This is a genomic window from Bacillus sp. CHD6a, assembly GCF_001293645.1.
Classification (GTDB): Bacteria; Bacillota; Bacilli; order Bacillales; family Bacillaceae_I; genus Sutcliffiella_A.
In genome coordinates, this window is sequence record NZ_LBMD01000014.1 from 104,904 (window position 1) to 128,381 (window position 23,478).

Below are 23,478 nucleotides of genomic sequence, written 5' to 3' on the forward strand. Positions count from 1 at the left end.
GTGTTGGACATACAATGAAACAAAGAATTATTACAGCTGTTATTGCAGCAGCAGCTTTTTTACCAATCGTTATTTACGGAAAACTCCCATTTGTTGTCTTTATCTATTTTCTGGCAACAGTTGGACTATTTGAAGCAATGAGAATGAAGCGTATGTCGTTGGCAAGTGTACCAGGAGTGTTGTCATTGTTACTTCTATGGTTTCTGATGATACCTTCTAATATGTATGAGGCAGATTCGCTGATCCTGTCAAAAATGGATTTCATCCTGCTTATCTCCCTTTTGCTTTTATCGTACACGGTCCTTTCTAAGAATAAGTTTACATTCGATGATGTTGGATTCCTTATGATTTCCACTATCTATGTAGGATTAGGCTTTTATTATTTTATAGAAATTAGAGAACTAGCTCTAGCGTTCGTTTTCTTTGCTTTATTCGTTATTTGGACGACAGATTCAGGTGCATACTTTATTGGAAAATCAATGGGGAAGACTAAATTATGGCCTGAAATCAGTCCAAATAAAACGGTAGAGGGATCTCTAGGTGGGGTAATTTGTGCAGTTGTCGTAGGGGGGATTTTTCACTTTGTTGTGGATTTTGACCACTCGATCTTCATCACCATTATCATAGCCATCCTTTTATCCATTTTTGGACAAATTGGGGACTTGGTGGAATCTGCACTTAAAAGACATTACAAGATTAAGGATTCAGGTTCTATTTTACCTGGTCATGGTGGGATATTAGATCGCTTTGACAGCCTTCTTTTCGTATTACCGCTATTGCATTTTATACATATCTTTCTTTTCTGACACATTGTAGTAAAGAGAAGGCTTTTGGAGAGGTGAGTGTTGGTGAGGAAAATAAGTCTATTGGGAGCATCTGGTTCTATAGGAATACAAACAATAGAAGTAATTAGGCAACATAGCGACCAATTTCAGCTGCTAGCTTTCAGTGTGGGTGGAAATGTCAAAGTCGCACAAGAATTGATACAGGAATTTAATCCGCAAGTGGTCTCGGTGCAAACAAAAGAGAATTGTGAAGCGTTAAAAAGTCAATTCGCTTCTAAAGATATTCGCATTGTTTATGGGGAAGATGGATTGATTGAAGTGGCAACCCTCCACGAAGCTGATGTGTTGGTTAATGCTGTGATGGGGAGCGTTGGACTGATTCCTACCTTACATGCCATTGAAAATAAAAAGGTGATTGCACTAGCTAACAAGGAAACCCTCGTCACAGCAGGTCATATTGTGATGGAGGCAGCTAGAAAGCATCAAGTTCCTATACTTCCCGTAGACAGCGAGCATTCTGCTATTTACCAATGTCTTCAAGGGGAAAAAGATAAAAATATTGAAACCATCATTCTCACCGCATCAGGAGGAAGCTTTCGCGACCGAACGAGACAACAGCTGGAAGGCGTAACAAGGGAAGATGCACTCAATCATCCAAACTGGTCGATGGGCGCTAAAATAACCATTGATTCTGCTACCATGATGAACAAAGGATTGGAAGTAATAGAAGCTCATTGGCTGTTCGATATTCCTTATCAAGATATACAAGTTGTTTTGCATAGGGAAAGTGTCATCCATTCTATGGTAGAGTTTCACGATACCAGTATCATTGCCCAGCTTGGAACGCCAGATATGAGGGTACCCATCCAGTACGCACTGACATACCCGGATAGATTGCCTCATCCAACAGGAAAAAGATTGAACTTTATGGATATTGGAAAGCTTCATTTCGAAAAAATGGACTATGCCCGTTTTCAATGTTTACAGTATGCATTTGATGCAGGAAAAGCAGGAGGAACCATGCCTACTGTGTTAAATGCTGCAAATGAGATTGCTGTCGATGCGTTCCTAAATGGACAAATTGAATTCCTTGCCATCGAAACATTTATTGAAAAGGCAATGTCCAAGCATTCCATACAGTTAAATCCTGATTTACAAACCATTAGGGAAGTGGATTTAGAAACTAGAAACTATGTTCGTTCACTAATAGATTAGAGGTGGATATCTAGTGAATACCGTAATCGCGTTTATTATTATTTTTGGCGTACTTGTTTTTGTCCATGAACTTGGACATCTTGTATTCGCCAAAAGAGCCGGTATACTTTGTAGAGAATTTGCAATAGGGTTTGGTCCAAAGGTGTTTTCTTTCAAGAAAAATGAAACAGTCTATACAATAAGACTACTTCCAATTGGGGGATTTGTCCGTATGGCTGGTGAAGATCCTGAAACCATTGAGATTAAACCAGGCTATCATATTGGCCTCTTATTCAACTCTAAGGGAGAAGTCAACAAAGTAGTAGTCAATAATAAAGATAAACACCCTGATGCAAAAGTTATCGAGGTTGAATATGCAGACCTGGAGAAGGAACTTGTCATCAGAGGATATGAAATGAATGAAGAGGAAGTCTTACAGGAATACAAGGTAAGCGAAGAATCGTATTTTGTTATGGACGGGCAGGAAATCCAAAACGCCCCTTATAACAGGCAATTTGGTTCAAAGACATTAGGGCAGCGTACGATGGCAATTTTTGCGGGACCTATGATGAACTTTATACTTGCTTTTTTCATCTTCACATTCCTTGGAATGGTACAAGGATACCCAATCAATGAATCTGTTATCGGTGAATTGACTCCTGATGGAGCTGCACAGGCTGCTGGTCTGCAACAAGGTGATAAAGTGGTTGCCATTAACGATGCAGAAGTTTCGACTTGGGAAGAGGTAGTGAAAATCATTCAAGTGAATCCAGGAGAGGAATTGGATTTCTTGATTGAAAGAGAAGGTCAATCAGAAACAATTGCGGTTACTCCTAAAGCAGAAACTATTGAAGGGGAAACTCGCGGAATTATCGGTGTTTACATGCCTATGGAGCAGTCTTTCTGGGGATCTTTCCCGAAAGCTGCCTCTGAGACCTATAACTGGTCAAAAGAGATTGTGGTAGGGTTAGGTAAATTGATCACGGGTCAATTCTCCCTAGATATGTTATCTGGTCCTGTCGGTATTTATAAATCGACAGAAGTTGTCGCAGAATCAGGCGTTTTCCTATTAATGAGATGGGCTGCGGTCCTTAGTATTAACTTAGGTATTATTAACCTTCTGCCAATTCCTGCATTGGACGGTGGAAGATTGATGTTCTTTGCAGCAGAAGCAGTCAGAGGGAAACCGGTTGATCGGCATAAAGAAGGACTTGTCCACTTTATCGGCTTTGCGCTGTTAATGCTGTTAATGCTTGTTGTAACTTGGAATGACATTCAAAAGTTCTTCCTGTAAAATAGAAACATAAGCACATGGACTTGCATCATGAAATGTGGTGCAAGTTTTCTTTCATTTTAGGTTATGTTATACACCGCTGTTGATTTCCTCACAGGACTTCGCTTTCCGCGGGGCGCTTGTGGAGCCTCCTCGGCAAGCCTCCTCGGCAAGCCTGCCGGGTCTCCTCAAAGCGCTACCTCCCGCAGGAGTCTTCGCCCTGTGCTCCAATCAACAGCTACGGTATCATCTTATTAGATAGTTTAAAGTGAAAATTAATTTACCCTGTTGACTGAAGTGCAAGGTGTGAAACTCCTGCGAGGGTGTAAGATCGTTTGAGACCCCGCTAGGCCACTGAAAAACTGAATTTTTATGTTCTAGTAATCTTTAGCTGTGGATTGGAGCAAAAGGCGAAGACTCCTGAGGGAGATAGCGGTAGCTTGAGACCCCGCAGCGGAGTGAGGAGGCTCAAGCACCGCCCCTAGGAAAGCGAAGCCATTTGCGGAAATCAACAGCGGTTTTCCAATCAGCAACCATAATTCAGATAATTTTTCAGTGGCCTCTAACGAATTGAGGAGGCTCAAGCATCGTCCCGCGGAAAGCGAACACCTGGAACGAAAGGAAACAGGGAGTTTAATATAATTACATAAATTTTATAGAAAAGGTTATGGGGTGCAAAAATGAAACAAAGTAACATGCTAATTCCAACACTAAGAGAAGTCCCTGCAGACGCGGAAGTCAAAAGCCACCAACTACTGCTAAGAGCTGGATACATCCGCCAAAACACAAGCGGTATTTATAGCTTTTTACCACTGGGGAAAAAAGTGTTAAAGAAAGTAGAAGACATCGTCAGAGAAGAAATGGAAAATGCAGGTGCAGTGGAATTACTAATGCCAGCAATGCAAGCTGCTGAACTATGGCAAGAATCAGGAAGATGGTACTCCTACGGTCCAGAATTAATGAGGCTAAACGACCGACATAACCGTGAATTCGCCCTTGGAGCAACCCACGAAGAAGTAATCACAACACTTGTCAGAGATGAAGTGAAATCTTATAAAAAGCTTCCGTTATCACTTTATCAAATTCAAACAAAATTCCGTGATGAAAAACGCCCGCGCTTCGGACTGTTAAGAGGACGCGAATTCCTCATGAAGGATGCGTACTCGTTCCATGCAAATGCAGAATCCTTGGATGAGACGTACCAAAAGATGTTCACAGCTTATTCCAACATTTTTACTAGGCTTGGACTGAATTTCCGTGCTGTAATTGCTGACTCAGGAGCGATGGGTGGGAAGGATACACATGAGTTTATGGTGTTATCTGAAATCGGTGAAGATACCATCGCTTATTCTACGGAATCTTCCTTTGCAGCAAATATTGAAATGGCTCCAGTCGTTGCAAATTATGAAAAGAGATCAGAAGCTGCACGTGAAATCGAAAAGGTGAATACTCCGGATCAAAAAACGATTGAAGAAGTGGCAAGCTACCTACAAATGGAGAAATCCGACTTGATTAAATCCATCGTCTTTAAAGTAGATGAGAAATTTGTCCTTGTATTAGCAAGAGGGGACCACGAAATCAATGACGTAAAGGTCAAAAACTTCTATCAGGCTTCTGTGGTAGAAACGGCAACTGCTGAAGAAGTTCAAAAGGTGATGGGATGTGCTGTTGGCTCATTAGGTCCGATAGAGGTACCTGAAAATGTTGAAATCATTGCAGATACTGCTGTAGAGTATCTAGTTAACGCTGTAACAGGTGCCAATGAAGAAGGCGTTCATAACATCAACGTTAACCCAGGCAGAGACTTTAACGCTCACTATACAGACCTTCGTTTTATAGAGGAAGGAGACCTTTCTCCTGATGGACAGGGAGTCATTAAATTTGCCAAGGGTATTGAAGTAGGTCATATTTTCAAACTTGGTACTCGTTACAGCGAAGCAATGGGAGCCAACTTCCTTGATGAAAATGGAAGAAACCAACCAATGATTATGGGTTGCTATGGTATTGGAGTATCTCGTGTGCTTGCTGCAATCGTAGAACAATATCATGATGAAAACGGAATAGTATGGCCAAAAGCGGTAACCCCGTTCGATGTTCACGTCATCCCTGTAAATGCAAAAAATGAAGCTCAGGCTTCTTTGGCAGAAGAAATATACTCTGAACTAAAGAATTCCAGAATGGCTGTGCTGTTGGATGACCGCCAGGAACGTCCTGGTGTTAAATTCACTGACGCTGACTTGATTGGGCTTCCTGTCCGAGTGACAGTTGGTAAAAAAGCAGAGGAAAAAATCGTGGAAGTCAAGTGGAGAGAAACAGGGGAAATGGAAGAGCTTTCTGTAGAAGAATTAATACAAAAACTACGTTAATATATAGTACAATAGGTATGAATATAAAAAGGAAGGTACCCCATATTGGAGGTACCTTCCATTATGTCTTTATAGAATAAATACCAAAGATTAACTATGCAAGGGAAAGGGGACAGAATTTTGCTTGACCAGATGTCTCAAGAAAAAAAAGATAGACTGCGACTATTGCTTCAACAGTTAGAAATGACAAGTGATGATATTTTTCCTTACTTTGCAGAAGCTGGAATTGAAAAACTTACTGTTGAAAAAACAACAAAACGATGGCACTTTCATTTTGTCTTGGAAAAAATCTTACCAGCAAAGTTGTATGTGCTTTTTTATGAAAGATTGACTAAAAGTTTTGCGCACATCGCAAATGTATCGTTCACACTGTCAGTGCAAGACCGCTCGTTTGAAGATTCCTATATCGCGGATTATTGGCCGATTTGTTTAAAAGAATTACAAGGCGGTTCTCCACCTCTCATGATGTTGCTGAACGGACAAACACCTGCCCTGCAAGGCAACAAGCTTATGTTAAAAGCAAGAAATGAAGCGGAAGCAATTGCTGTTAAGAAAAAATTGAGCTCAACCATATGCACGATTTACGAAGGATTTGGCTTCCCTACCTTCATTTTAGACACTACTCTTTCTCATTCTGAAGAAGAATATCAGCAGTTTGTTGAACAAAAACAACAAGAGGATAAACAAAAGGCATTGGCTGCTGTCACCGAAATGCAGAAGAAAGATACCTCTAAAGATGAAGGTTCCATAAGTGGGCCAGTTATGATCGGGTATACCATTAAAGACGATGCAGAAATTAAGACATTGGCGGAAATCGTGGAAGAAGAAAGACGTGTAGCAGTTCAGGGATACGTTTTTGATGCGGAAACGAAAGAGCTTCGCAGCGGAAGAACATTATTGACTTTTAAAATCACAGACTACACAAACTCTATTATGGTCAAAATGTTTTCTCGTGATAAAGAAGATGTGCCTCTATTACAAGCGGTCAAAAAGGGAATGTGGCTGAAAGTAAGAGGAAGCATTCAAAACGATACTTTTGTTCGTGACCTTGTTATGATGGCAAATGATATCAATGAATTTCATGGAAAAGAAAGATTGGATACAGCTCCTGAAGGGGAGAAAAGGGTAGAACTACATTTACACACTCCGATGAGTACAATGGATGCTGTGAGCTCTATATCCTCACTGGTTGCCCAAGCAAAAAAATGGGGACACGAAGCCATAGCCGTTACAGATCATGCAGTAGCCCAAGCGTATCCAGAAGCATATGCAGCAGGGAAAAAGAATGGTGTCAAAATACTGTATGGACTTGAGGCAAATCTTGTAGATGATGGTGTGCCGATTGCCTATAACCCATCCCATCGAAATCTTGCAGACGAAACCTATGTGGTCTTTGACGTGGAAACGACAGGGTTGTCAGCGATGTATGATACTATTATCGAGCTTGCGGCGGTTAAGGTAAGAGGCGGCGAAATTATTGACCGCTTTGAATCTTTTGCCAACCCCCACCATGCTTTGTCGGCGACTACGATCAACTTGACAGGTATAACGGATGACATGGTACAAGACGCTCCAGAAGTAGGAGATGTATTAAAGCGCTTTTCGGATTGGATGGAAGATGACGTTCTTGTAGCTCACAATGCAAGCTTTGATATGGGCTTTTTAAATATTGGATTCCAACGGATTGGATTAGGAAAGGCAAAGAATCCAGTCATTGACACGTTGGAGTTAGGACGCTTACTTTTCCCATCATTAAAAAATCACCGGTTAAATACGTTATGTAAAAAGTTTGATATTGAATTGACCCAACATCACCGAGCCATATATGATGCCGAGGCAACAGGTTATTTGCTAGTCAAGATGCTAAAAGATGCCTTGGAAAAAGGGATAACCTATCATGATGAATTGAATGAGCATTCCGGTACAACAGATGCCTACAAACGAGCGAGGCCGTCTCATGTCACCTTACTTGCAGTCAATGATACAGGTCTGAAAAATCTATTTAAAATAGTATCTATTTCACATATGAACTACTTTTTCCGTGTTCCAAGAATTCCAAGGTCACAACTCCAAAAATTACGTGAAGGAATTATAGTTGGAACAGCTTGTGATAAGGGAGAAGTCTTTGAAGGCATGATGCAAAAATCCCCAGATGAAGTGGAAGGTATTGCGGAGTTCTACGACTATATCGAAGTACAGCCTCCTAGCAATTATGCTCACTTGTTGGAGCTTGAATTAGTACGGGATGAAAAAGCGTTAAAAGAGATTATCACCAACATTGTTAAGCTGGGTGAAAAACTAGAAAAACCTGTTGTGGCGACAGGAAATGTTCATTATCTAAAAGAAACGGATAAAATCCACCGCGAGATTTTGGTTCGTTCTCAATCAGGTGCAAACCCGTTGAACAGGCATCAATTGCCAGATGTTCATTTTAAGACAACAGATGAAATGCTTGCCGCCTTCTCGTTTCTTGGCGAAGAAAAAGCAAAAGAAATTGTTGTAACTAACACCCAAAAAGTAGCGGGAATGATTGAGGAAATCAAGCCGATTAAAGATGATCTGTATACTCCTAAAATCGAAGGTGCAGATGAAGAAATCCGGGAGATGAGCTACTCCAGGGCAAGAAGCATTTACGGCGAGGAGCTACCAGAGCTTGTCGAGAAGCGAATTGAAAAGGAATTAAAAAGTATTATCGGTCACGGATTTGCTGTTATCTATTTGATCTCTCATAAGCTAGTTAAAAAATCCCTAGACGATGGATACCTTGTAGGTTCCCGTGGTTCTGTCGGTTCATCTTTTGTCGCGACCATGACCGAAATTACAGAGGTAAATCCGTTGCCTCCTCATTATGTTTGTCCGTCATGTAAAAAATCAGAGTTCTTTGATGACGGATCGGTGGGATCTGGTTTTGATTTGCCAAACAAAGACTGTCCTAATTGTGGCGAGGCCTACACAAAAGACGGTCATGATATCCCATTCGAAACTTTCCTTGGCTTTAAAGGTGACAAAGTACCCGATATCGATTTGAATTTCTCAGGTGAATACCAGCCAAGAGCACATAACTATACGAAAGTTCTGTTTGGAGAAGATTATGTATTCAGAGCCGGAACCATAGGTACAGTTGCCGACAAAACAGCCTATGGATATGTAAAAGGATACGCAAACGACCGCAACTTAATCTTGCGTGGAGCCGAAGTGGACAGACTGTCATCAGGTTGTACAGGGGTAAGAAGATCGACTGGGCAGCATCCTGGCGGGATAATTGTTGTTCCAGATTATATGGATATCTTTGATTTCTCCCCAATCCAATATCCAGCAGATGACCAGTCATCAGAATGGAAAACGACACATTTTGATTTCCACTCTATACACGATAACTTGCTTAAGCTGGATATCCTTGGTCACGATGACCCAACCGTAATTAGGATGCTGCAGGACCTTAGCGGAATTGATCCGAAGACTATTCCGACAGATGATCCGTATGTGATGAAGATTTTCAGTGGAACGGAATCACTTGGGGTGACAGAAGAACAAATTATGTGTAAAACAGGAACCCTGGGTATTCCAGAGTTTGGTACTAGGTTTGTTAGACAGATGCTTGAAGATACAAAACCGTCGACATTCTCTGAGTTAGTACAGATATCTGGGTTGTCCCATGGGACCGACGTTTGGCTTGGGAATGCCCAAGAGCTCATTCATAATAAGACTTGCACTCTAAGTGAAGTAATCGGTTGCCGTGATGACATCATGGTTTATCTTATCTATAAAGGGCTAGAGCCTTCCATGGCCTTCAAAATCATGGAGTCCGTCCGTAAAGGAAAAGGGCTCTCAGAAGAATTTAAAGAAGAAATGATTAAAAACGATGTGCCAGCATGGTATATCGACTCCTGCTTGAAAATAAAATACATGTTCCCGAAAGCCCATGCTGCTGCGTATGTACTTATGGCCGTTCGTATTGCGTATTTCAAAGTGCACTTCCCGTTAATGTACTATGCAGCGTATTTCACAGTCCGCGCAGATGACTTTGATATCGATACAATGGTGAAGGGCTCTGCAGCCATACGTAAGGTAGTAGAAGAAATCAATGCGAAAGGCTTAGAAGCATCGCCGAAAGAAAAGTCTCTACTCACTGTTATGGAACTTGCTCTAGAAATGAGTGAACGTGGGTTCTCCTTCAAAAAGGTGGACTTATATAAATCCAGTGCTACTGATTTCTTAATCGAGGGTGATTCTCTGATTCCGCCATTCAACTCCATACCGGGGCTTGGAACAAACGCAGCGATCAACATCGTGAACTCAAGAGAAGACGGAGAGTTTTTATCCAAAGAAGACCTGCAACAAAGAGGCAGAATCTCCAAAACAATCCTGGAGTACCTAGACAATCACGGCTGCCTAACCGGCCTACCAGATCAAAACCAATTATCATTGTTCTAATGTTTATGGAAAATGTCTGGTTCATCCAATCCACCCTGTTAACTGTAGTGCAAGGTGTGAGACTCCTGAGGGAGATAGTGCTAGGTGGAGACCCCGCAGGCGAAGCCGAAGAGGCTCACTTCAGCCCCTAGGAAAGCGAACACCTAAGAACGGAAGTTAACAGGCAGTCGGAAGTGGAAAGCGCCGTAACCCCCTGAAAACACTAGAAAGATTTGCATATTCCATACGGATATGATATATTTACATTGGAAATGCTATATACAGGTAATTAGCAGAGAGTGGGGAAACCCACTCTTTCGTATTGTATTCCCGTTTTTTCTGGCATCCTTGTTTTTTCATGGTTATGATAAAAAGGAAATGTTAGATTTCGTATCAGCTCTACATAAGCTTGCTTGTTTACGATTCCCTGCTTATCGGCAGGGTCTTTTGTTCAGATTTTAAAGACATCGTCTCGCGCTTGCGAAGGAGGAAAATGATGAGCAAAAATGTTACAGAAACGGTGGAAGAACTAGCTCTTCCCATCGTAAAAGAAATGAATATTGAATTAGTGGATATTGAGTATGTAAAAGAAGGGTCCTCTTGGTTTTTACGTGTATTCGTCGATAAAGAAGGCGGTATTGACATCGAGGATTGCGGAACTGTAAGTGAAAAGTTAAGTGAAAAGCTTGATGAATTAGATCCTATTCCTCATAACTATTTCCTGGAAGTTTCCTCTCCTGGTGCTGAGCGCCCTCTAAAGAAGAAGGAAGACATCGAGAAATCGATAGGTAAATATGTCAACATTAAAACGTATGAACCTATAGACGGCTTAAAGTCCTTTGAAGGTGATCTTCTGGATTTCGATGGAGAAACAATTAAACTCTCCATGACTATAAAAACACGCAAAAAGGAAGTTTCCATTCCATATCCAAAAGTAGCGAAAGCACGTTTGGCAGTCAGGTTCTAGAAAGAACCAGACAAACCGATAACATCTGTTTAAGGTAGTCGGTTAAAAAAATTATCAATGATAGGTATTTTAAGGGGGACATGGTTCTATGAGCAGCGAGTTATTTGATGCTTTAACCCTGATGGAAAAGGAAAAGGGCATTAGCAAAGATGTAATTATTGAAGCGATTGAGGCTGCACTTATATCTGCTTACAAAAGAAACTTTAATCAAGCACAAAATGTACGGGTAGATATGAACTTGGAAACAGGAACAATGCGCGTATTTGCAAGAAAAGATGTAGTAGATGAGGTTTTTGATTCTCGTCTTGAAATCTCTGTTCAGGAAGCGCAACAGATCAATCCAAACTATCAAGAAAATGATGTACTTGAGATTGAAGTTACTCCAAAGGACTTTGGTCGTATTGCAGCGCAAACAGCAAAGCAAGTAGTAACGCAGCGAGTAAGAGAAGCAGAACGAGGAGTTATATACTCTGAATATATCGAACGCGAAGAAGATATCATGACAGGGATTGTTCAGCGCCTAGACTCTAAATTTATTTATGTGAGTCTTGGAAAGATTGAGGCATTGTTGCCAGTTAATGAGCAAATGCCTAATGAACATTACAAACCTCATGATAGAATTAAAGTGTTCCTAACTAAAGTGGAAAAAACGACAAAAGGGCCACAAATTTTTGTTTCCCGTTCTCATCCAGGTCTTTTAAAACGCCTTTTTGAACTTGAAGTTCCAGAAATTTATGATGGCACCGTAGAAATTAAATCCGTTGCACGTGAAGCAGGAGACCGTTCAAAGATTTCCGTTCACTGTGATAATCCGGAAATCGATCCTGTAGGAGCTTGCGTTGGACCGAAAGGACAGAGGGTACAAGCGATTGTGAACGAATTAAAAGGAGAGAAAATTGACATTGTTAGATGGTCAAAAGATCCTGTAGAGTTCGTTGCCAATGCACTAAGTCCATCTAAAGTACTGGAAGTTCAAGTTAATGAAGAAGAAAAGGCAACAACAGTCATCGTACCTGATTACCAACTATCTTTGGCAATTGGTAAACGTGGGCAAAACGCTAGACTTGCTGCTAAGTTAACAGGTTGGAAAATCGACATAAAGAGTGAGTCTGAAGCGGAAGAGCTAGGAATTTACCCAAATCTTTCTTTATCAAAGAATGATACAGAAGAGATGGATGATGAATTTTATGATGATGACAATTTTGAAGACTGATTTTTAAAAGAAGGTGAATCAGGTGAACAATCGCAAAAAGGTCCCTATGCGGAAATGTGTGGCAAGTCAAGAATTGAAGCCTAAAAAGGAATTGATTCGTATCGTCCGTTCTAAAGAAGGCGAAGTTTCAATTGATCCTACAGGGAAAAAGTCAGGCCGAGGGGCATATCTTGCAAGAAACAAGGAGAGCATCCTCCTTGCAAAAAAGAAAAACATCCTAGCCCGTCACCTGGAAGTAGCGATTGATGATTCATTGTATGATGAATTACTTCAGCTGGTAGAAACGGAGAATAACTCAACACATGAATAATCAATGGCTATCCATTGTCGGTCTTGCAACAAGAGCAAGAAAGACCATTACAGGGGAAGAACTTGTCATTAAAGAAGTGAGGGCAGGCAAGGCGAAATTGGTTCTATTGGCTAGCGACGCTTCTGCCAACACGATGAAAAAATTACAAGATAAATGTACGTATTATAACGTACCGATCAGAACGGTAGACGATCGGTATGAGTTAGGTCGAGCGATAGGAAAAGATGCGAGAGTTTCGGTCGCCATTCTTGATGAAGGGTTCGCCAACAAACTACTCACCATGCTCGATTAATCTTTGGGGGTGAATGTATGACGAAATTACGCGTGTACGAATACGCTAAACAAAAGAACGTATCAAGTAAAGATGTCATTACAAAACTAAAAGAAATGAATATTGAGGTATCAAACCATATGGCAACATTAGACGACGACACGATCCAAAAATTGAACGGCACAAATAAAACAGAAGCACCAAAGAAAGCAGCACCGCAAAACAATGCTTCTGCACCAAAGAAACAAAATACCAACCAATCTCAAGGTGGCAACCAAGGCGGAAAAGGCAAAAATACCTCTTCACCTAAGAAGCCGTTTAACAACAACAATATCAATAACTCCCCTAAAGGGAAAAAGAAACAAAACAATAAACAAAACCAAAACCGCGGACAACATCAAGCTCCGCCACAACCAGTAAAGAAAAAAGAAACGCCATCGAAAATTACTTTCACAGGTTCCTTAACAGTTGGAGAGCTAGCTAACAAGCTGAACAAAGAGCCATCTGAAATTATCAAAAAGCTCTTAATGCTTGGTGTTATGGCGACTATTAACCAGGATCTAGATAAAGATTCCATTGAGTTGATTGCTGGCGAGTACAATGTGGAAGTGGAAGAGGAAATCATTTTTGAAGTAACTGATTTTGAAGGCTACGATTCTGAAGATACAGAAGAAGTAATGGAAGAGCGTCCTCCAGTTGTAACAATTATGGGTCACGTTGACCACGGGAAAACAACCCTTCTTGACTCTATCCGTAATACTAAGGTAACTGCAGGTGAAGCTGGTGGTATCACTCAGCACATCGGTGCATACCAAGTACAAGTGGAACAAGGGAAAAAGATTACGTTCCTTGACACTCCTGGACATGCTGCGTTTACTACTATGCGTTCCCGTGGAGCACAAGTTACAGATATCACAATCCTTGTTGTAGCAGCAGATGACGGTGTAATGCCTCAAACAGTGGAAGCAATCAACCATGCAAAAGCTGCAGAAGTTCCAATCATCGTTGCTGTTAACAAAATGGATAAAGAAGCTGCCAATCCTGACCGTGTTATGCAGGAATTAACAGAGCATGGCTTAGTGTCAGAAGCTTGGGGTGGAGATACTATCTTTGTACCACTTTCCGCTTTAAGTGGAGAGGGCATTGATACATTGCTTGAAATGATCCTTTTAGTATCTGAAGTAGAAGAATATAAAGCTAATCCTAAACGAGCTGCACAGGGTACAGTTATTGAGGCTCAGCTTGATAAAGGTAGAGGTTCTGTTGCTACCCTGTTAGTTCAAAAAGGAACGCTTCGTGTCGGAGATCCAATCGTAGTAGGTAACACGTTCGGGCGTGTTCGTGCAATGGTTAATGATCTTGGACGCCGCGTAAAAGAAGCTGGTCCATCTACACCAGTAGAAATCACTGGACTAAATGAAGTACCGCAAGCTGGAGACAACTTCATGGTCTTTGCTGATGAGAAAACAGCTCGTAACGTCGGGGAAGCGCGTGCTCAAAAACAACTTCAAGAACAACGCAGCGAAAAGACGCGTGTCACTCTTGATGACTTGTTTGAACAAATCAAGCAAGGTGAGATGAAAGAAATCAACTTGATTGTAAAGGCAGACGTTCAAGGGTCTGTAGAAGCAATGGCTGCCTCCCTACAAAAGATTGATGTAGAAGGCGCTAAAGTGAAAATCATTCACACGGGTGTAGGGGCCATCACAGAATCCGATATTATCCTTGCTTCTGCTTCTAATGCGATTGTCATTGGTTTCAACGTTCGTCCTGATGCAGGTGCGAAACGTACAGCTGATGCTGAGAGTGTTGACATCCGTCTACACCGTATCATCTATAAAGCAATTGAAGAAATTGAAGCGGCTATGAAAGGTATGCTTGACCCAGAATTTGAAGAAAAAGTCATCGGTCAAGTAGAAGTACGCCAAACATTTAAAGTTTCAAAAGTTGGAACAATTGCAGGTGCATACGTAACAGAAGGTAAAATCACACGTGATTCCAGTATTCGTCTAATCCGTGACGGAATCGTTATTTTTGAAGGAGAACTTGATACACTCAAGCGTTTCAAAGATGATGTAAAAGAAGTTGCGACAAACTACGAATGTGGTGTTACAATTAAGAACTTTAACGACATTAAAGAAGGCGACATCATCGAAGCGTACGTAATGCAAGAAATTGAAAGAAAATGATTGGATATATAGAGTGTGACTGTATGATCTATGATGCTCAATCTTTGAAGGAAAAAAGAGCAGTCCTTCAGCGAGTGATGACGAGGCTGAAACAAAAGTTCAACATTTCCATCTCAGAGATTGATCATCAAGACGTATGGCAACGGACGAAGATTGGAATAGTATCCATCTCTTCTTCCAAATCCATCACCGAAAAAGAATTGCAAAAAGTACTCGACTACCTGGATTCTTTTCCAGAGATAGAGCGGGCAGAAACTTCGCTTGATTGGCTTTAAAGGGGTGAAAGGTATGACACTCAGATCAAACAGAGTTGGAGAGCAAATGAAAAAAGAGCTTTCTGATATCATTGGTCGTAAAATTAAAGATCCTCGTGTAGGCTTTGTAACAGTAACGGATGTACAGGTTACTGGAGATCTTCAACAAGCCAAGGTTTTCATCTCTGTACTTGGAGACGATGAAAAAAGACAAGATACGTTGATTGGCTTGGCAAAAGCTAAAGGCTTCATCCGCAGTGAAATTGGACGCAGAATTCGCCTAAGAAAAACTCCAGAGCTTTTCTTCGAGTTTGACGAATCCATCGCTTACGGAAACCACATAGAAAGCCTAATTCATGAATTGAATAAAAGAGACTCTGATTCTGACGATGAAGAGTAAAACAAAAGGATAGGCAGCAGTTGTCTATCCTTTTTGTTGACTCTAATGATATTTTGCATTGACTCCCTGTTGATTTCCGTTCCAGGTGTTCGCTTTCCGCGGGACGATGCTTGAGCCTCCTCACAACGCTTCAGGGGTCTCAACCCGTTACCCCCCGCAGGACAAGGAAAGCTTCGGCAGCAATTCATCGCACGAAGAAAATGCGTTAGCATTTTCGAGGAGTCTCACACCTTGCACTTCAATCTACAGGGGATTACTTATTATAAAATGAAAGGGGTGGCCTAAATGGATGGCATTTTAATTTTAAACAAACCAAAAGGCTTCACTTCGCATGACTGCGTATTTAAAGTGAGAAAGATTTTGAAAACAAAAAAAGTCGGGCACACAGGCACACTTGATCCAGAAGTGACAGGAGTGCTACCAATCTGTATCGGCAAGGCAACCAAAGTAGTGGAATTCCTTACCGCAGAAGAAAAAACATATGTGGCTGAAGTGACAATTGGAACTGCAACAACAACAGAAGATCAGACAGGAGAAATAGTGGAAGAAAAAAGGGTGGACAACCCTATACCAAAAGAAAAAATACTTTCTGTTCTTCAACAGTTAAAAGGAGAAATTGAACAAACACCTCCAATGTACTCCGCTGTGAAAATCAAAGGAAAGAAACTTTATGAATATGCAAGAGAAGGAAAGGTTATCGACAGGCCCTCAAGAAAAGTGACCATCCATGATATTTTCCTGACAAGCGATATTACACATAAGGAAGAAAAAGGCCAAATTCGCTTCTCCTTTCAAGTAAACTGCAGTAAAGGTACATATGTGAGAACCCTAGCAGTGCAAATTGGGGAGCTGCTAGGACATCCTGCACATATGTCCTATTTGACGCGAATAACTTCAGGTAACTTCACCATCGATCAAGCAATTACTCTAGAACAGCTAAGTGAGTTGACTGAACAGGGAGCTGTAGAAGAACATTTACTGCCGATGGAAGATGCACTAAGTTCATTGCCTAAGTTGGAAATTAGTGATAAAGTAGCAGAGAAAGTGTATAATGGTGCGGTTTTACCGTATCCAGATAATATCAATGATACAAATGAATACTTTAGTGTTTTCCACGATAATAAATGCTTGGCCATCTATATGAAACATCCTTCAAAACCAGGCCTGATGAAGCCGAAAAAAGTTTTTCACGGTTGATTAGCGTATATTGGTCTTGCATGATTAATTGAGATTTAGGTGATAATTGATGAAAGTTATGTATTTGGAGCATCCCCATTCTCTTACAAAAGAAGAGTGTATTCCTGCGACAGTCGCTTTAGGTTTTTTTGATGGTATTCATCTTGGCCATCAAAAAGTCATTAAAAATGCACTGGCAAAGGCGAACGAACTAGGAACTGCGAGCGCAGTAATGACGCTCGATCCGCATCCTTCTGTCGTGTTAAGAAGAACTGTCCAGCATGTTCGTTATATAACCCCTCTTTCCGAAAAGATAAGACTTCTTGAATCATTAGGGGTGGACATTCTCTATGTGGTTAAATTTGACATGTCCTTTGCGTCGCTAGTACCCCAGGACTTTGTAGATCAATATATTATTGGACTCAATATAAAACATGTAGTTGCTGGCTTTGATTATTCCTATGGCAGTCTTGGTAAAGGAACAATGGAGACACTTCCGTTTCATTCTAGACAACAATTTGATCAGACTGTTGTGGAGAAATATACAACAAATGACCTGAAAGTAAGTTCTACCTTCATAAGGGAACAGTTGAAGGAAGGAAAAGTTAATGATTTACCGGATACACTGGGAAGGTACTATCAAGTACGAGGGAAAGTCGGTCACGGTGAAAAACGAGGCAGGACTATTGGATTTCCTACTGCCAATGTTGTGCTTAATGATGACTATGTTATTCCTAGAACCGGTGTCTACACCGTACGAATGTATGTAAATGATCAATGGGTGAATGGCGTTTGCAATGTCGGCTATAAACCGACTTTCCACAAGCAAGAGAAAGAAAACCTTCCATCCATTGAAGTACACCTGTTAAATTTCGATCAGCAAATCTATGGTACTGAAGTAATAATAGAATGGCATACTTGTATAAGGGAAGAAAAGAAGTTTTCGGGTATTGACGCACTTGTTGCTCAGATTAGAAAAGACAAGGGAATTGCTGAAGACTATTTTCAAAAAAACCTGCACGATACTTGCTTTTTAACTTAAAAAGAGGTATGCTATTAAACGTACTAAAACCATTGCTTGGCAAGTCGAATCACCAACGCTTGCTCGGTAATAGGGGTTTTTACTATTAAGGAGGTGAATAGGATGGCTATTACACAAGAGCGTAAACAAGAACTTATCAACGAGTTCAGAACTCACGAATCTGACACTGGATCTCCAGAAGTACAGATCGCTGTCCTAACAGAACAGATCAACAACCTGAACGAGCATTTACGTACTCACAAGAAAGATCACCACTCACGTCGTGGTCTATTGAAAATGGTTGGTAAGCGTCGTAACTTACTTACTTACCTACGTAACAAGGATGTAACTCGTTACCGTGAACTAATCAACAAATTAGGATTACGTCGATAAGTTTGTCAGAAAAAGCGGGAGAATTCCCGCTTTTTTATTAGTATTTTGGAAGTTATTTTCAAAAATTTCTTATAATCCTATAAAAAAGCGATTTTTTTCCTATACATGATGGAATTCTATTGATATGTAGTAGTTATTTCGTTCATACTATACATAATACTAAACTTATTTTCACATAGACTGTCCTACTACTTACCATTCCGTTGAATGGATGCAGGTAGGAGAAGAAGGTCAATACATATGAAAGCTAGAGAGGGGTTAAACGAACTCATGGGACAAGATAAACAAGTCTTTTCTATCGACTGGGCTGGAAGAAACCTGACGGTAGAAGTGGGACAATTGGCAAAGCAAGCAAACGGAGCAGTAATGGTCCGCTACGGAGATACGGCTGTTCTTAGTACTGCAACCGCTTCAAAAGAACCGAAGAAATTAGATTTCTTTCCATTAACCGTTAACTATGAAGAAAGATTATACGCAGTAGGTAAAATTCCAGGAGGATTCATCAAGCGAGAAGGACGTCCAAGTGAGAAAGCTGTACTGGCTAGCCGCTTGATTGACCGACCAATCCGTCCGCTTTTTGCTGATGGTTTCCGTAACGAAGTACAAGTTATCAGCATTGTAATGAGTGTGGATCAAAACTGTTCATCTGAGATGGCAGCGATGTTTGGTTCTTCCTTGGCGCTTTCTGTTTCCGATATTCCTTTCCAAGGTCCGATTGCAGGTGTAACAGTAGGAAGAATCAACGACGAGTTCGTTATTAACCCTAATGTGGAACAGCTTGAAAAGAGTGATATCAACTTGGTTGTAGCTGGAACAAAGGATGCAATCAACATGGTAGAAGCGGGTGCTGATGAAGTACCGGAAGAAGTAATGTTAGAAGCAATCATGTTTGGTCACAACGAAATCAAACGTTTAATTGCTTTCCAAGAAGAAATTGTACAAGCAGTAGGTAAAGAAAAAACAGAAGTTACTCTTTATGAAGTAGATAAAAACCTTGAACATGAAATTCGTGCACTTGCTGAAGAGAAGATGACAAAAGCTGTTCAAGTCTTTGAAAAACATGCACGTGAAGCTGCAATCAAAGAAGTAAAGGCAGAAGTTCTTGAACGCTATGAAGAGCAAGAAGTAGAAGCTGATGTGCTGAAGCAGGTTAATGAAATCCTTAGCAAGCTTGTAAAAGAAGAAGTAAGACGCCTTATTACGGAAGATAAAGTACGTCCAGATGGACGTAAGAGCGACGAGATTCGTCCGCTTGCTTCTGAAGTTGGCCTGTTGCCACGTACTCACGGTTCCGGCCTGTTTACACGTGGTCAAACTCAAGCCTTAAGTATCTGTACACTCGGAGCACTAGGGGATGTTCAGATTCTTGACGGATTGGGAATTGAAGAAGAAAAACGTTTTATGCACCACTATAACTTCCCATTATTCAGTGTTGGGGAAACAGGACCATCGAGAGGACCTGGACGTCGTGAAATCGGACATGGTGCACTTGGGGAACGCGCACTTGAGCCAGTTATTCCTTCCGAAAAAGACTTCCCATACACAGTACGTCTTGTATCAGAAGTTCTGGAGTCTAATGGTTCCACTTCTCAAGCTAGTATCTGTGCAAGTACACTTGCGATGATGGATGCTGGTGTACCAATTAAAGCTCCTGTAGCTGGTATCGCAATGGGACTAATTAAAAAAGGCGAGCATTATACGGTTCTCTCCGATATTCAAGGGATGGAAGATCACCTTGGAGATATGGACTTTAAAGTTGCTGGTACCGCTAAGGGTGTTACAGCACTGCAAATGGACATTAAAATTGAAGGACTTTCCCGTGCTATCTTAGAAGAAGCCCTTCAGCAAGCTAAAATTGGACGTATGCATATACTTGATTCGATGCTTGCTACAATTGATGAGTCTCGTAAAGAGCTTTCTCCTTATGCACCAAAGATCTTGATGATGAGCATCAACCCAGATAAGATTCGTGATGTTATTGGACCAAGCGGTAAACAAATCAATAAGATTATTGAAGAAACCGGAGTGAAAATTGACATCGAACAAGATGGAACAGTATTTATCTCTTCTATTAATATGGAGATGAATGATAAAGCGAAAAAAATCATCGAAGATATCGTACGCGAAGTCCAAGTGGGCGAAATCTACATGGGTAAAGTTAAACGTATTGAAAAATTCGGTGCATTTGTAGAGCTATTCAGTGGTAAAGACGGACTGGTCCACATTTCTGAACTTGCAGAAGAACGCGTGAAACAAGTAGAAGATGTTGTGAAACTTGGTGAAGAAGTTCTTGTAAAAGTAATGGAAATTGACAAGCAGGGAAGAGTAAATCTTTCTAGAAAAGTCCTCCTGAAAGAGCAAAAAGAAAAAAACGAGCAAATGTCCTAATATAGGAGCCTGGTTTGACCACCGGGCTTTTTGCAGTATCTCCCCCCATTAAATTTATTTATGGGGGGAAGGTATGCAACAAGCTTTATTTGTTCTACCTTGTCCACCTCCTACATAAATTTTAAGTAGGAAGGAGTGGGTGGAATGAAAAGAAGTACGTTTCAAATGTTGGCATTTGTTATTATTGCATTTTTTACATATAACACGGTGAGTCAACCATTCCAGGGTGATATAGCTTCTGTTCTTTCTAACGATATTGCAGAGGTTGCCAAGAAAAAGGATGCACTCTATGTGGAGATTGAAGAAAAAGCGGCTACGTATGAAGTTGCCCCACAAGATGCTAAGATAGATAAGATCTGGAAGGCTCAACCGGGACTTAACGGATTAAAAGTCGATCTTGAAGCTTCTTATAAGAACATGAAAAAGAGCGGTGAATTTGACGAGAAAAAGCTTGTCATGAAGCAAATACCACCGAAGATTCACCTCTCCGATTTACCACCTTCTCCGATTTATCGGGGACACCCTGAAAAGCCAATGGTTTCGTTCCTAATAAATGTCGCTTGGGGAAATGAGCATATTCCAGGGATGCTAGAAACATTAAAAAATCATGGAGTAAAAGCGACCTTTTTTCTGGAAGGAAGATGGGTTAAAGAAAACCCTTCAATGGCTAAAATGATTATAGATGCTGGACATGAAGTAGGGAATCATTCCTACACTCATCCTAATATGAAAACATTAGGAAGTACCGCTGTCAGGGAACAACTTTTGAAAACAAATGAAGTTATCGAGGCAATCTCTGGCAGTAAAGTCACTTGGTTTGCTCCTCCTAGTGGAAGCTATCGTGATGAGGTAGTAAACATCGCCCATGACATGAAATTAGGGACCATCATGTGGAGTGTAGACACCATTGATTGGCTAAAGCCAGAACCTAATGTTCTCATTAATCGAGTGATGGGTAAGATCCATCCAGGAGCAATGGTTCTTATGCATCCTACGCCATCAACAGCAAACAGTTTGGAAACTCTTATTACATCCATAAAAGATAAAGGGCTTGAACTAGGAACGGTTTCTTCTCTTTTAAGCGAAGAAAGAATTGTTCATCACAACTAGAATTGGCAAACTTGAATAGGAGGATTATCGTTGCTTACTAAACATACTTGTTCAAACGGAGTTAGAATTGTTTTAGAAAATATTCCACATGTCCGCTCGGTTGCGATTGGCGTATGGATTGGTACAGGTTCACGGAATGAAGATAACGTTAACAACGGTGTATCGCATTTCCTTGAGCATATGTTTTTTAAAGGAACAGAAACAAAAAATGCACGTGAAATTGCTGAGGCTTTCGATTCAATCGGAGGGCAGGTTAATGCATTCACTTCAAAGGAATACACATGTTATTATGCAAAAGTAATGGATGAACATTCTTCTTATGCACTTGGCGTTTTAGCAGATATGTTTTTCCACTCCATCTTTGATGAAGAAGAATTGAAAAAAGAAAAAAATGTCGTGTACGAGGAAATCAAAATGTATGAAGATGCACCAGATGATATCGTTCATGACGTATTGGCAAGAGCATCCTACGGTAACCATCCTTTAGGTTATCCGATCCTAGGAACGGAAGAAACGCTATCTGCCTTTAATGGGGATACATTGCGTGAATATATGAAGGAAACCTATACTCCAGACAATGTGGTCATCTCAGTAGCTGGTAATATTGATGAGTCTTTTGTCAAAGAGATTGAAAATCTTTTTGGAAGTTATGAAACTGGTCACTCGAAGCGTGAGTATGAAAAACCTTCTTTTGAAACCGGGCGTATCGCAAAAAAGAAAACGACCGAACAGGCTCATCTCTGCATAGGTTACGACGGGCTTCAAATCGGGGATAAAGACATTTACAACTTGATTGTATTGAACAATGTCCTTGGAGGCAGCATGAGCAGTCGTCTTTTCCAAGATGTAAGAGAAGAACGCGGACTTGCGTATTCCGTCTATTCCTACCACTCCACCTTCCAAGACAACGGAATGCTTACCATTTATGGTGGAACTGGCAGCAACCAATTAGATCTGTTGTTTGAAACCATACAACAAACACTTAACACGCTCAAACATGACGGAATTACCAAAAAAGAGCTGGTTAACAGTAAAGAGCAAATTAAAGGAAGTCTTATGTTGAGTCTTGAGAGCACTAATAGTCGGATGAGCAGAAATGGAAAGAATGAGCTTCTCCTTGGAAGACACCGCTCCCTTGATGATATATTAGAAAGAATCAATAGTATTACAGAGGAATCTGTTAATAACTTGGCAACCAAGATTTTTACAGATGAATACTCGGTTGCTTTGATTAGTCCTAGCGGCGAAATGCCTAAATCAATTCAAGAAAAATAATAGGATGCCTGTCATTTTCTAATGGCAGGTTTTTTTTTGGACGCCTTCTAATATAGATAATATAGGAGGTGTTTTTATATGAGGTTAAGTGAAATGAGCGGAAAAGAAATAGTTGATGTAAAACGCGCAGAACGTCTGGGTATACTCGGTCATACAGATCTTGAAATCAACGAAAATACCGGGGAGATACGTTCTCTCATCATTCCTTCTCTGAAGTGGTTTGGTCTGAAGAAAGAAGGCAGTGATATTCGTGTACCGTGGAATCACATTAAAAAGATTGGTACAGATATGATTATCATCGATATTCCTGAAGAAGAAGAGTAAATGACTCGGCGCGAGCTGGGTCTTTTTTGTGTTCAAGAGCTTTGTATGACGGAACGAACGGGAGGGATTACGTGGATAACGGTAGAAGAGAAGTCTTCTCTAAGCCTGAACGGGAGGGATTACGTGGAAAACGGTAGTAGAGAAGTTTTCTCTAAG

Annotated in this window: 19 protein-coding genes; all 19 read left to right on the forward strand. The window is 40.8% G+C overall.

Going from position 1 to position 23,478, the window contains the following annotated elements:
* Positions 1–14 precede the first annotated feature (14 nt).
* The 19 genes from AAV98_RS12615 to AAV98_RS12705 all read left to right on the forward strand — a co-directional run bounded on the left by AAV98_RS12615 (position 15) and on the right by AAV98_RS12705 (position 23,322).
* Positions 15–806: a phosphatidate cytidylyltransferase gene (locus AAV98_RS12615; RefSeq protein WP_060665927.1), complete on the forward strand. Its 792-nt coding sequence runs from the start codon at positions 15–17 to the stop codon at positions 804–806.
* A 42-nt stretch (positions 807–848) separates the two neighbouring features.
* Positions 849–2,000, forward strand: coding sequence for a 1-deoxy-D-xylulose-5-phosphate reductoisomerase (dxr, locus tag AAV98_RS12620; RefSeq protein WP_060665944.1), 1,152 nt, complete (start codon positions 849–851; stop codon positions 1,998–2,000).
* Between the two features lie 13 nt (positions 2,001–2,013).
* Positions 2,014–3,273, forward strand: coding sequence for an RIP metalloprotease RseP (gene rseP / locus AAV98_RS12625; protein ID WP_060665928.1), 1,260 nt, complete (start codon positions 2,014–2,016; stop codon positions 3,271–3,273).
* Between the two features lie 659 nt (positions 3,274–3,932).
* Positions 3,933–5,618 (forward strand): proline--tRNA ligase, encoded by a 1,686-nt coding sequence (locus AAV98_RS12630; protein ID WP_060665929.1) that lies wholly within the window; start codon positions 3,933–3,935, stop codon positions 5,616–5,618.
* A 132-nt stretch (positions 5,619–5,750) separates the two neighbouring features.
* Entirely contained in the window at positions 5,751–10,052 is a 4,302-nt protein-coding gene (locus AAV98_RS12635; RefSeq protein ID WP_156317754.1) for a PolC-type DNA polymerase III, read from the forward strand.
* 475 nt (positions 10,053–10,527) lie between these two features.
* Entirely contained in the window at positions 10,528–10,998 is a 471-nt protein-coding gene (rimP, locus tag AAV98_RS12640) for a ribosome maturation factor RimP (RefSeq protein WP_060665931.1), read from the forward strand.
* 88 nt (positions 10,999–11,086) lie between these two features.
* Positions 11,087–12,211: a transcription termination factor NusA gene (nusA, locus tag AAV98_RS12645; RefSeq protein WP_060665932.1), complete on the forward strand. Its 1,125-nt coding sequence runs from the start codon at positions 11,087–11,089 to the stop codon at positions 12,209–12,211.
* 22 nt (positions 12,212–12,233) lie between these two features.
* Complete coding sequence (gene rnpM / locus AAV98_RS12650; RefSeq protein ID WP_010193317.1) at positions 12,234–12,521, forward strand: RNase P modulator RnpM; 288 nt, start codon at positions 12,234–12,236, stop codon at positions 12,519–12,521.
* The gene (locus tag AAV98_RS12655) at positions 12,514–12,813 is read left to right on the forward strand and encodes a YlxQ family RNA-binding protein (protein WP_060665933.1); all 300 of its coding nucleotides are present in this window, start codon (positions 12,514–12,516) and stop codon (positions 12,811–12,813) included. The genes rnpM and AAV98_RS12655 overlap by 8 nt, the downstream gene beginning before the upstream one ends.
* A gap of 17 nt (positions 12,814–12,830) precedes the next feature.
* Positions 12,831–14,981, forward strand: a complete 2,151-nt coding sequence (infB, locus tag AAV98_RS12660; protein WP_060665934.1) for a translation initiation factor IF-2 — start codon at positions 12,831–12,833, stop codon at positions 14,979–14,981.
* On the forward strand, positions 14,978–15,256 hold the full coding sequence (locus AAV98_RS12665) for a DUF503 domain-containing protein (RefSeq protein WP_060665935.1): 279 nt from the start codon (positions 14,978–14,980) through the stop codon (positions 15,254–15,256). The genes infB and AAV98_RS12665 overlap by 4 nt, the downstream gene beginning before the upstream one ends.
* 13 nt (positions 15,257–15,269) lie before the next feature.
* Positions 15,270–15,635, forward strand: coding sequence for a 30S ribosome-binding factor RbfA (gene rbfA, locus AAV98_RS12670; protein WP_060665936.1), 366 nt, complete (start codon positions 15,270–15,272; stop codon positions 15,633–15,635).
* A gap of 285 nt (positions 15,636–15,920) precedes the next feature.
* The gene (gene truB / locus AAV98_RS12675) at positions 15,921–16,832 is read left to right on the forward strand and encodes a tRNA pseudouridine(55) synthase TruB (protein ID WP_060665937.1); all 912 of its coding nucleotides are present in this window, start codon (positions 15,921–15,923) and stop codon (positions 16,830–16,832) included.
* 49 nt (positions 16,833–16,881) lie between these two features.
* The gene (gene ribF, locus AAV98_RS12680; protein WP_060665938.1) at positions 16,882–17,853 is read left to right on the forward strand and encodes a bifunctional riboflavin kinase/FAD synthetase; all 972 of its coding nucleotides are present in this window, start codon (positions 16,882–16,884) and stop codon (positions 17,851–17,853) included.
* A 102-nt stretch (positions 17,854–17,955) separates the two neighbouring features.
* A complete protein-coding gene (gene rpsO, locus AAV98_RS12685) occupies positions 17,956–18,225 on the forward strand; it encodes a 30S ribosomal protein S15 (protein ID WP_010193305.1) in 270 nt (89 codons plus the stop codon).
* A gap of 270 nt (positions 18,226–18,495) precedes the next feature.
* Positions 18,496–20,613: a polyribonucleotide nucleotidyltransferase gene (pnp, locus tag AAV98_RS12690; protein ID WP_060665945.1), complete on the forward strand. Its 2,118-nt coding sequence runs from the start codon at positions 18,496–18,498 to the stop codon at positions 20,611–20,613.
* Positions 20,614–20,757: 144 nt separating this feature from the next.
* Complete coding sequence (locus AAV98_RS12695) at positions 20,758–21,723, forward strand: polysaccharide deacetylase family protein (protein ID WP_060665939.1); 966 nt, start codon at positions 20,758–20,760, stop codon at positions 21,721–21,723.
* 30 nt (positions 21,724–21,753) lie between these two features.
* Entirely contained in the window at positions 21,754–22,998 is a 1,245-nt protein-coding gene (locus tag AAV98_RS12700) for a M16 family metallopeptidase (protein ID WP_060665940.1), read from the forward strand.
* Between the two features lie 78 nt (positions 22,999–23,076).
* Positions 23,077–23,322, forward strand: coding sequence for a YlmC/YmxH family sporulation protein (locus AAV98_RS12705; protein ID WP_010193298.1), 246 nt, complete (start codon positions 23,077–23,079; stop codon positions 23,320–23,322).
* Positions 23,323–23,478: the final 156 nt, after the last annotated feature.

Coding starts and splice junctions, on each gene's coding strand:
- AAV98_RS12615 (WP_060665927.1), top strand. CDS start 15: ATGAAACAAAGAATTATTACAGCTGTTATTGCAGCAGCAGCTTTTTTA.
- nusA (WP_060665932.1), top strand. CDS start 11,087: ATGAGCAGCGAGTTATTTGATGCTTTAACCCTGATGGAAAAGGAAAAG.
- AAV98_RS12695 (WP_060665939.1), top strand. CDS start 20,758: ATGAAAAGAAGTACGTTTCAAATGTTGGCATTTGTTATTATTGCATTT.
- rimP (WP_060665931.1), top strand. CDS start 10,528: ATGAGCAAAAATGTTACAGAAACGGTGGAAGAACTAGCTCTTCCCATC.
- AAV98_RS12665 (WP_060665935.1), top strand. CDS start 14,978: ATGATTGGATATATAGAGTGTGACTGTATGATCTATGATGCTCAATCT.
- pnp (WP_060665945.1), top strand. CDS start 18,496: ATGGGACAAGATAAACAAGTCTTTTCTATCGACTGGGCTGGAAGAAAC.
- AAV98_RS12635 (WP_156317754.1), top strand. CDS start 5,751: ATGTCTCAAGAAAAAAAAGATAGACTGCGACTATTGCTTCAACAGTTA.
- AAV98_RS12630 (WP_060665929.1), top strand. CDS start 3,933: ATGAAACAAAGTAACATGCTAATTCCAACACTAAGAGAAGTCCCTGCA.
- infB (WP_060665934.1), top strand. CDS start 12,831: ATGACGAAATTACGCGTGTACGAATACGCTAAACAAAAGAACGTATCA.
- rbfA (WP_060665936.1), top strand. CDS start 15,270: ATGACACTCAGATCAAACAGAGTTGGAGAGCAAATGAAAAAAGAGCTT.
- truB (WP_060665937.1), top strand. CDS start 15,921: ATGGATGGCATTTTAATTTTAAACAAACCAAAAGGCTTCACTTCGCAT.
- ribF (WP_060665938.1), top strand. CDS start 16,882: ATGAAAGTTATGTATTTGGAGCATCCCCATTCTCTTACAAAAGAAGAG.
- AAV98_RS12705 (WP_010193298.1), top strand. CDS start 23,077: ATGAGGTTAAGTGAAATGAGCGGAAAAGAAATAGTTGATGTAAAACGC.
- rpsO (WP_010193305.1), top strand. CDS start 17,956: ATGGCTATTACACAAGAGCGTAAACAAGAACTTATCAACGAGTTCAGA.
- AAV98_RS12655 (WP_060665933.1), top strand. CDS start 12,514: ATGAATAATCAATGGCTATCCATTGTCGGTCTTGCAACAAGAGCAAGA.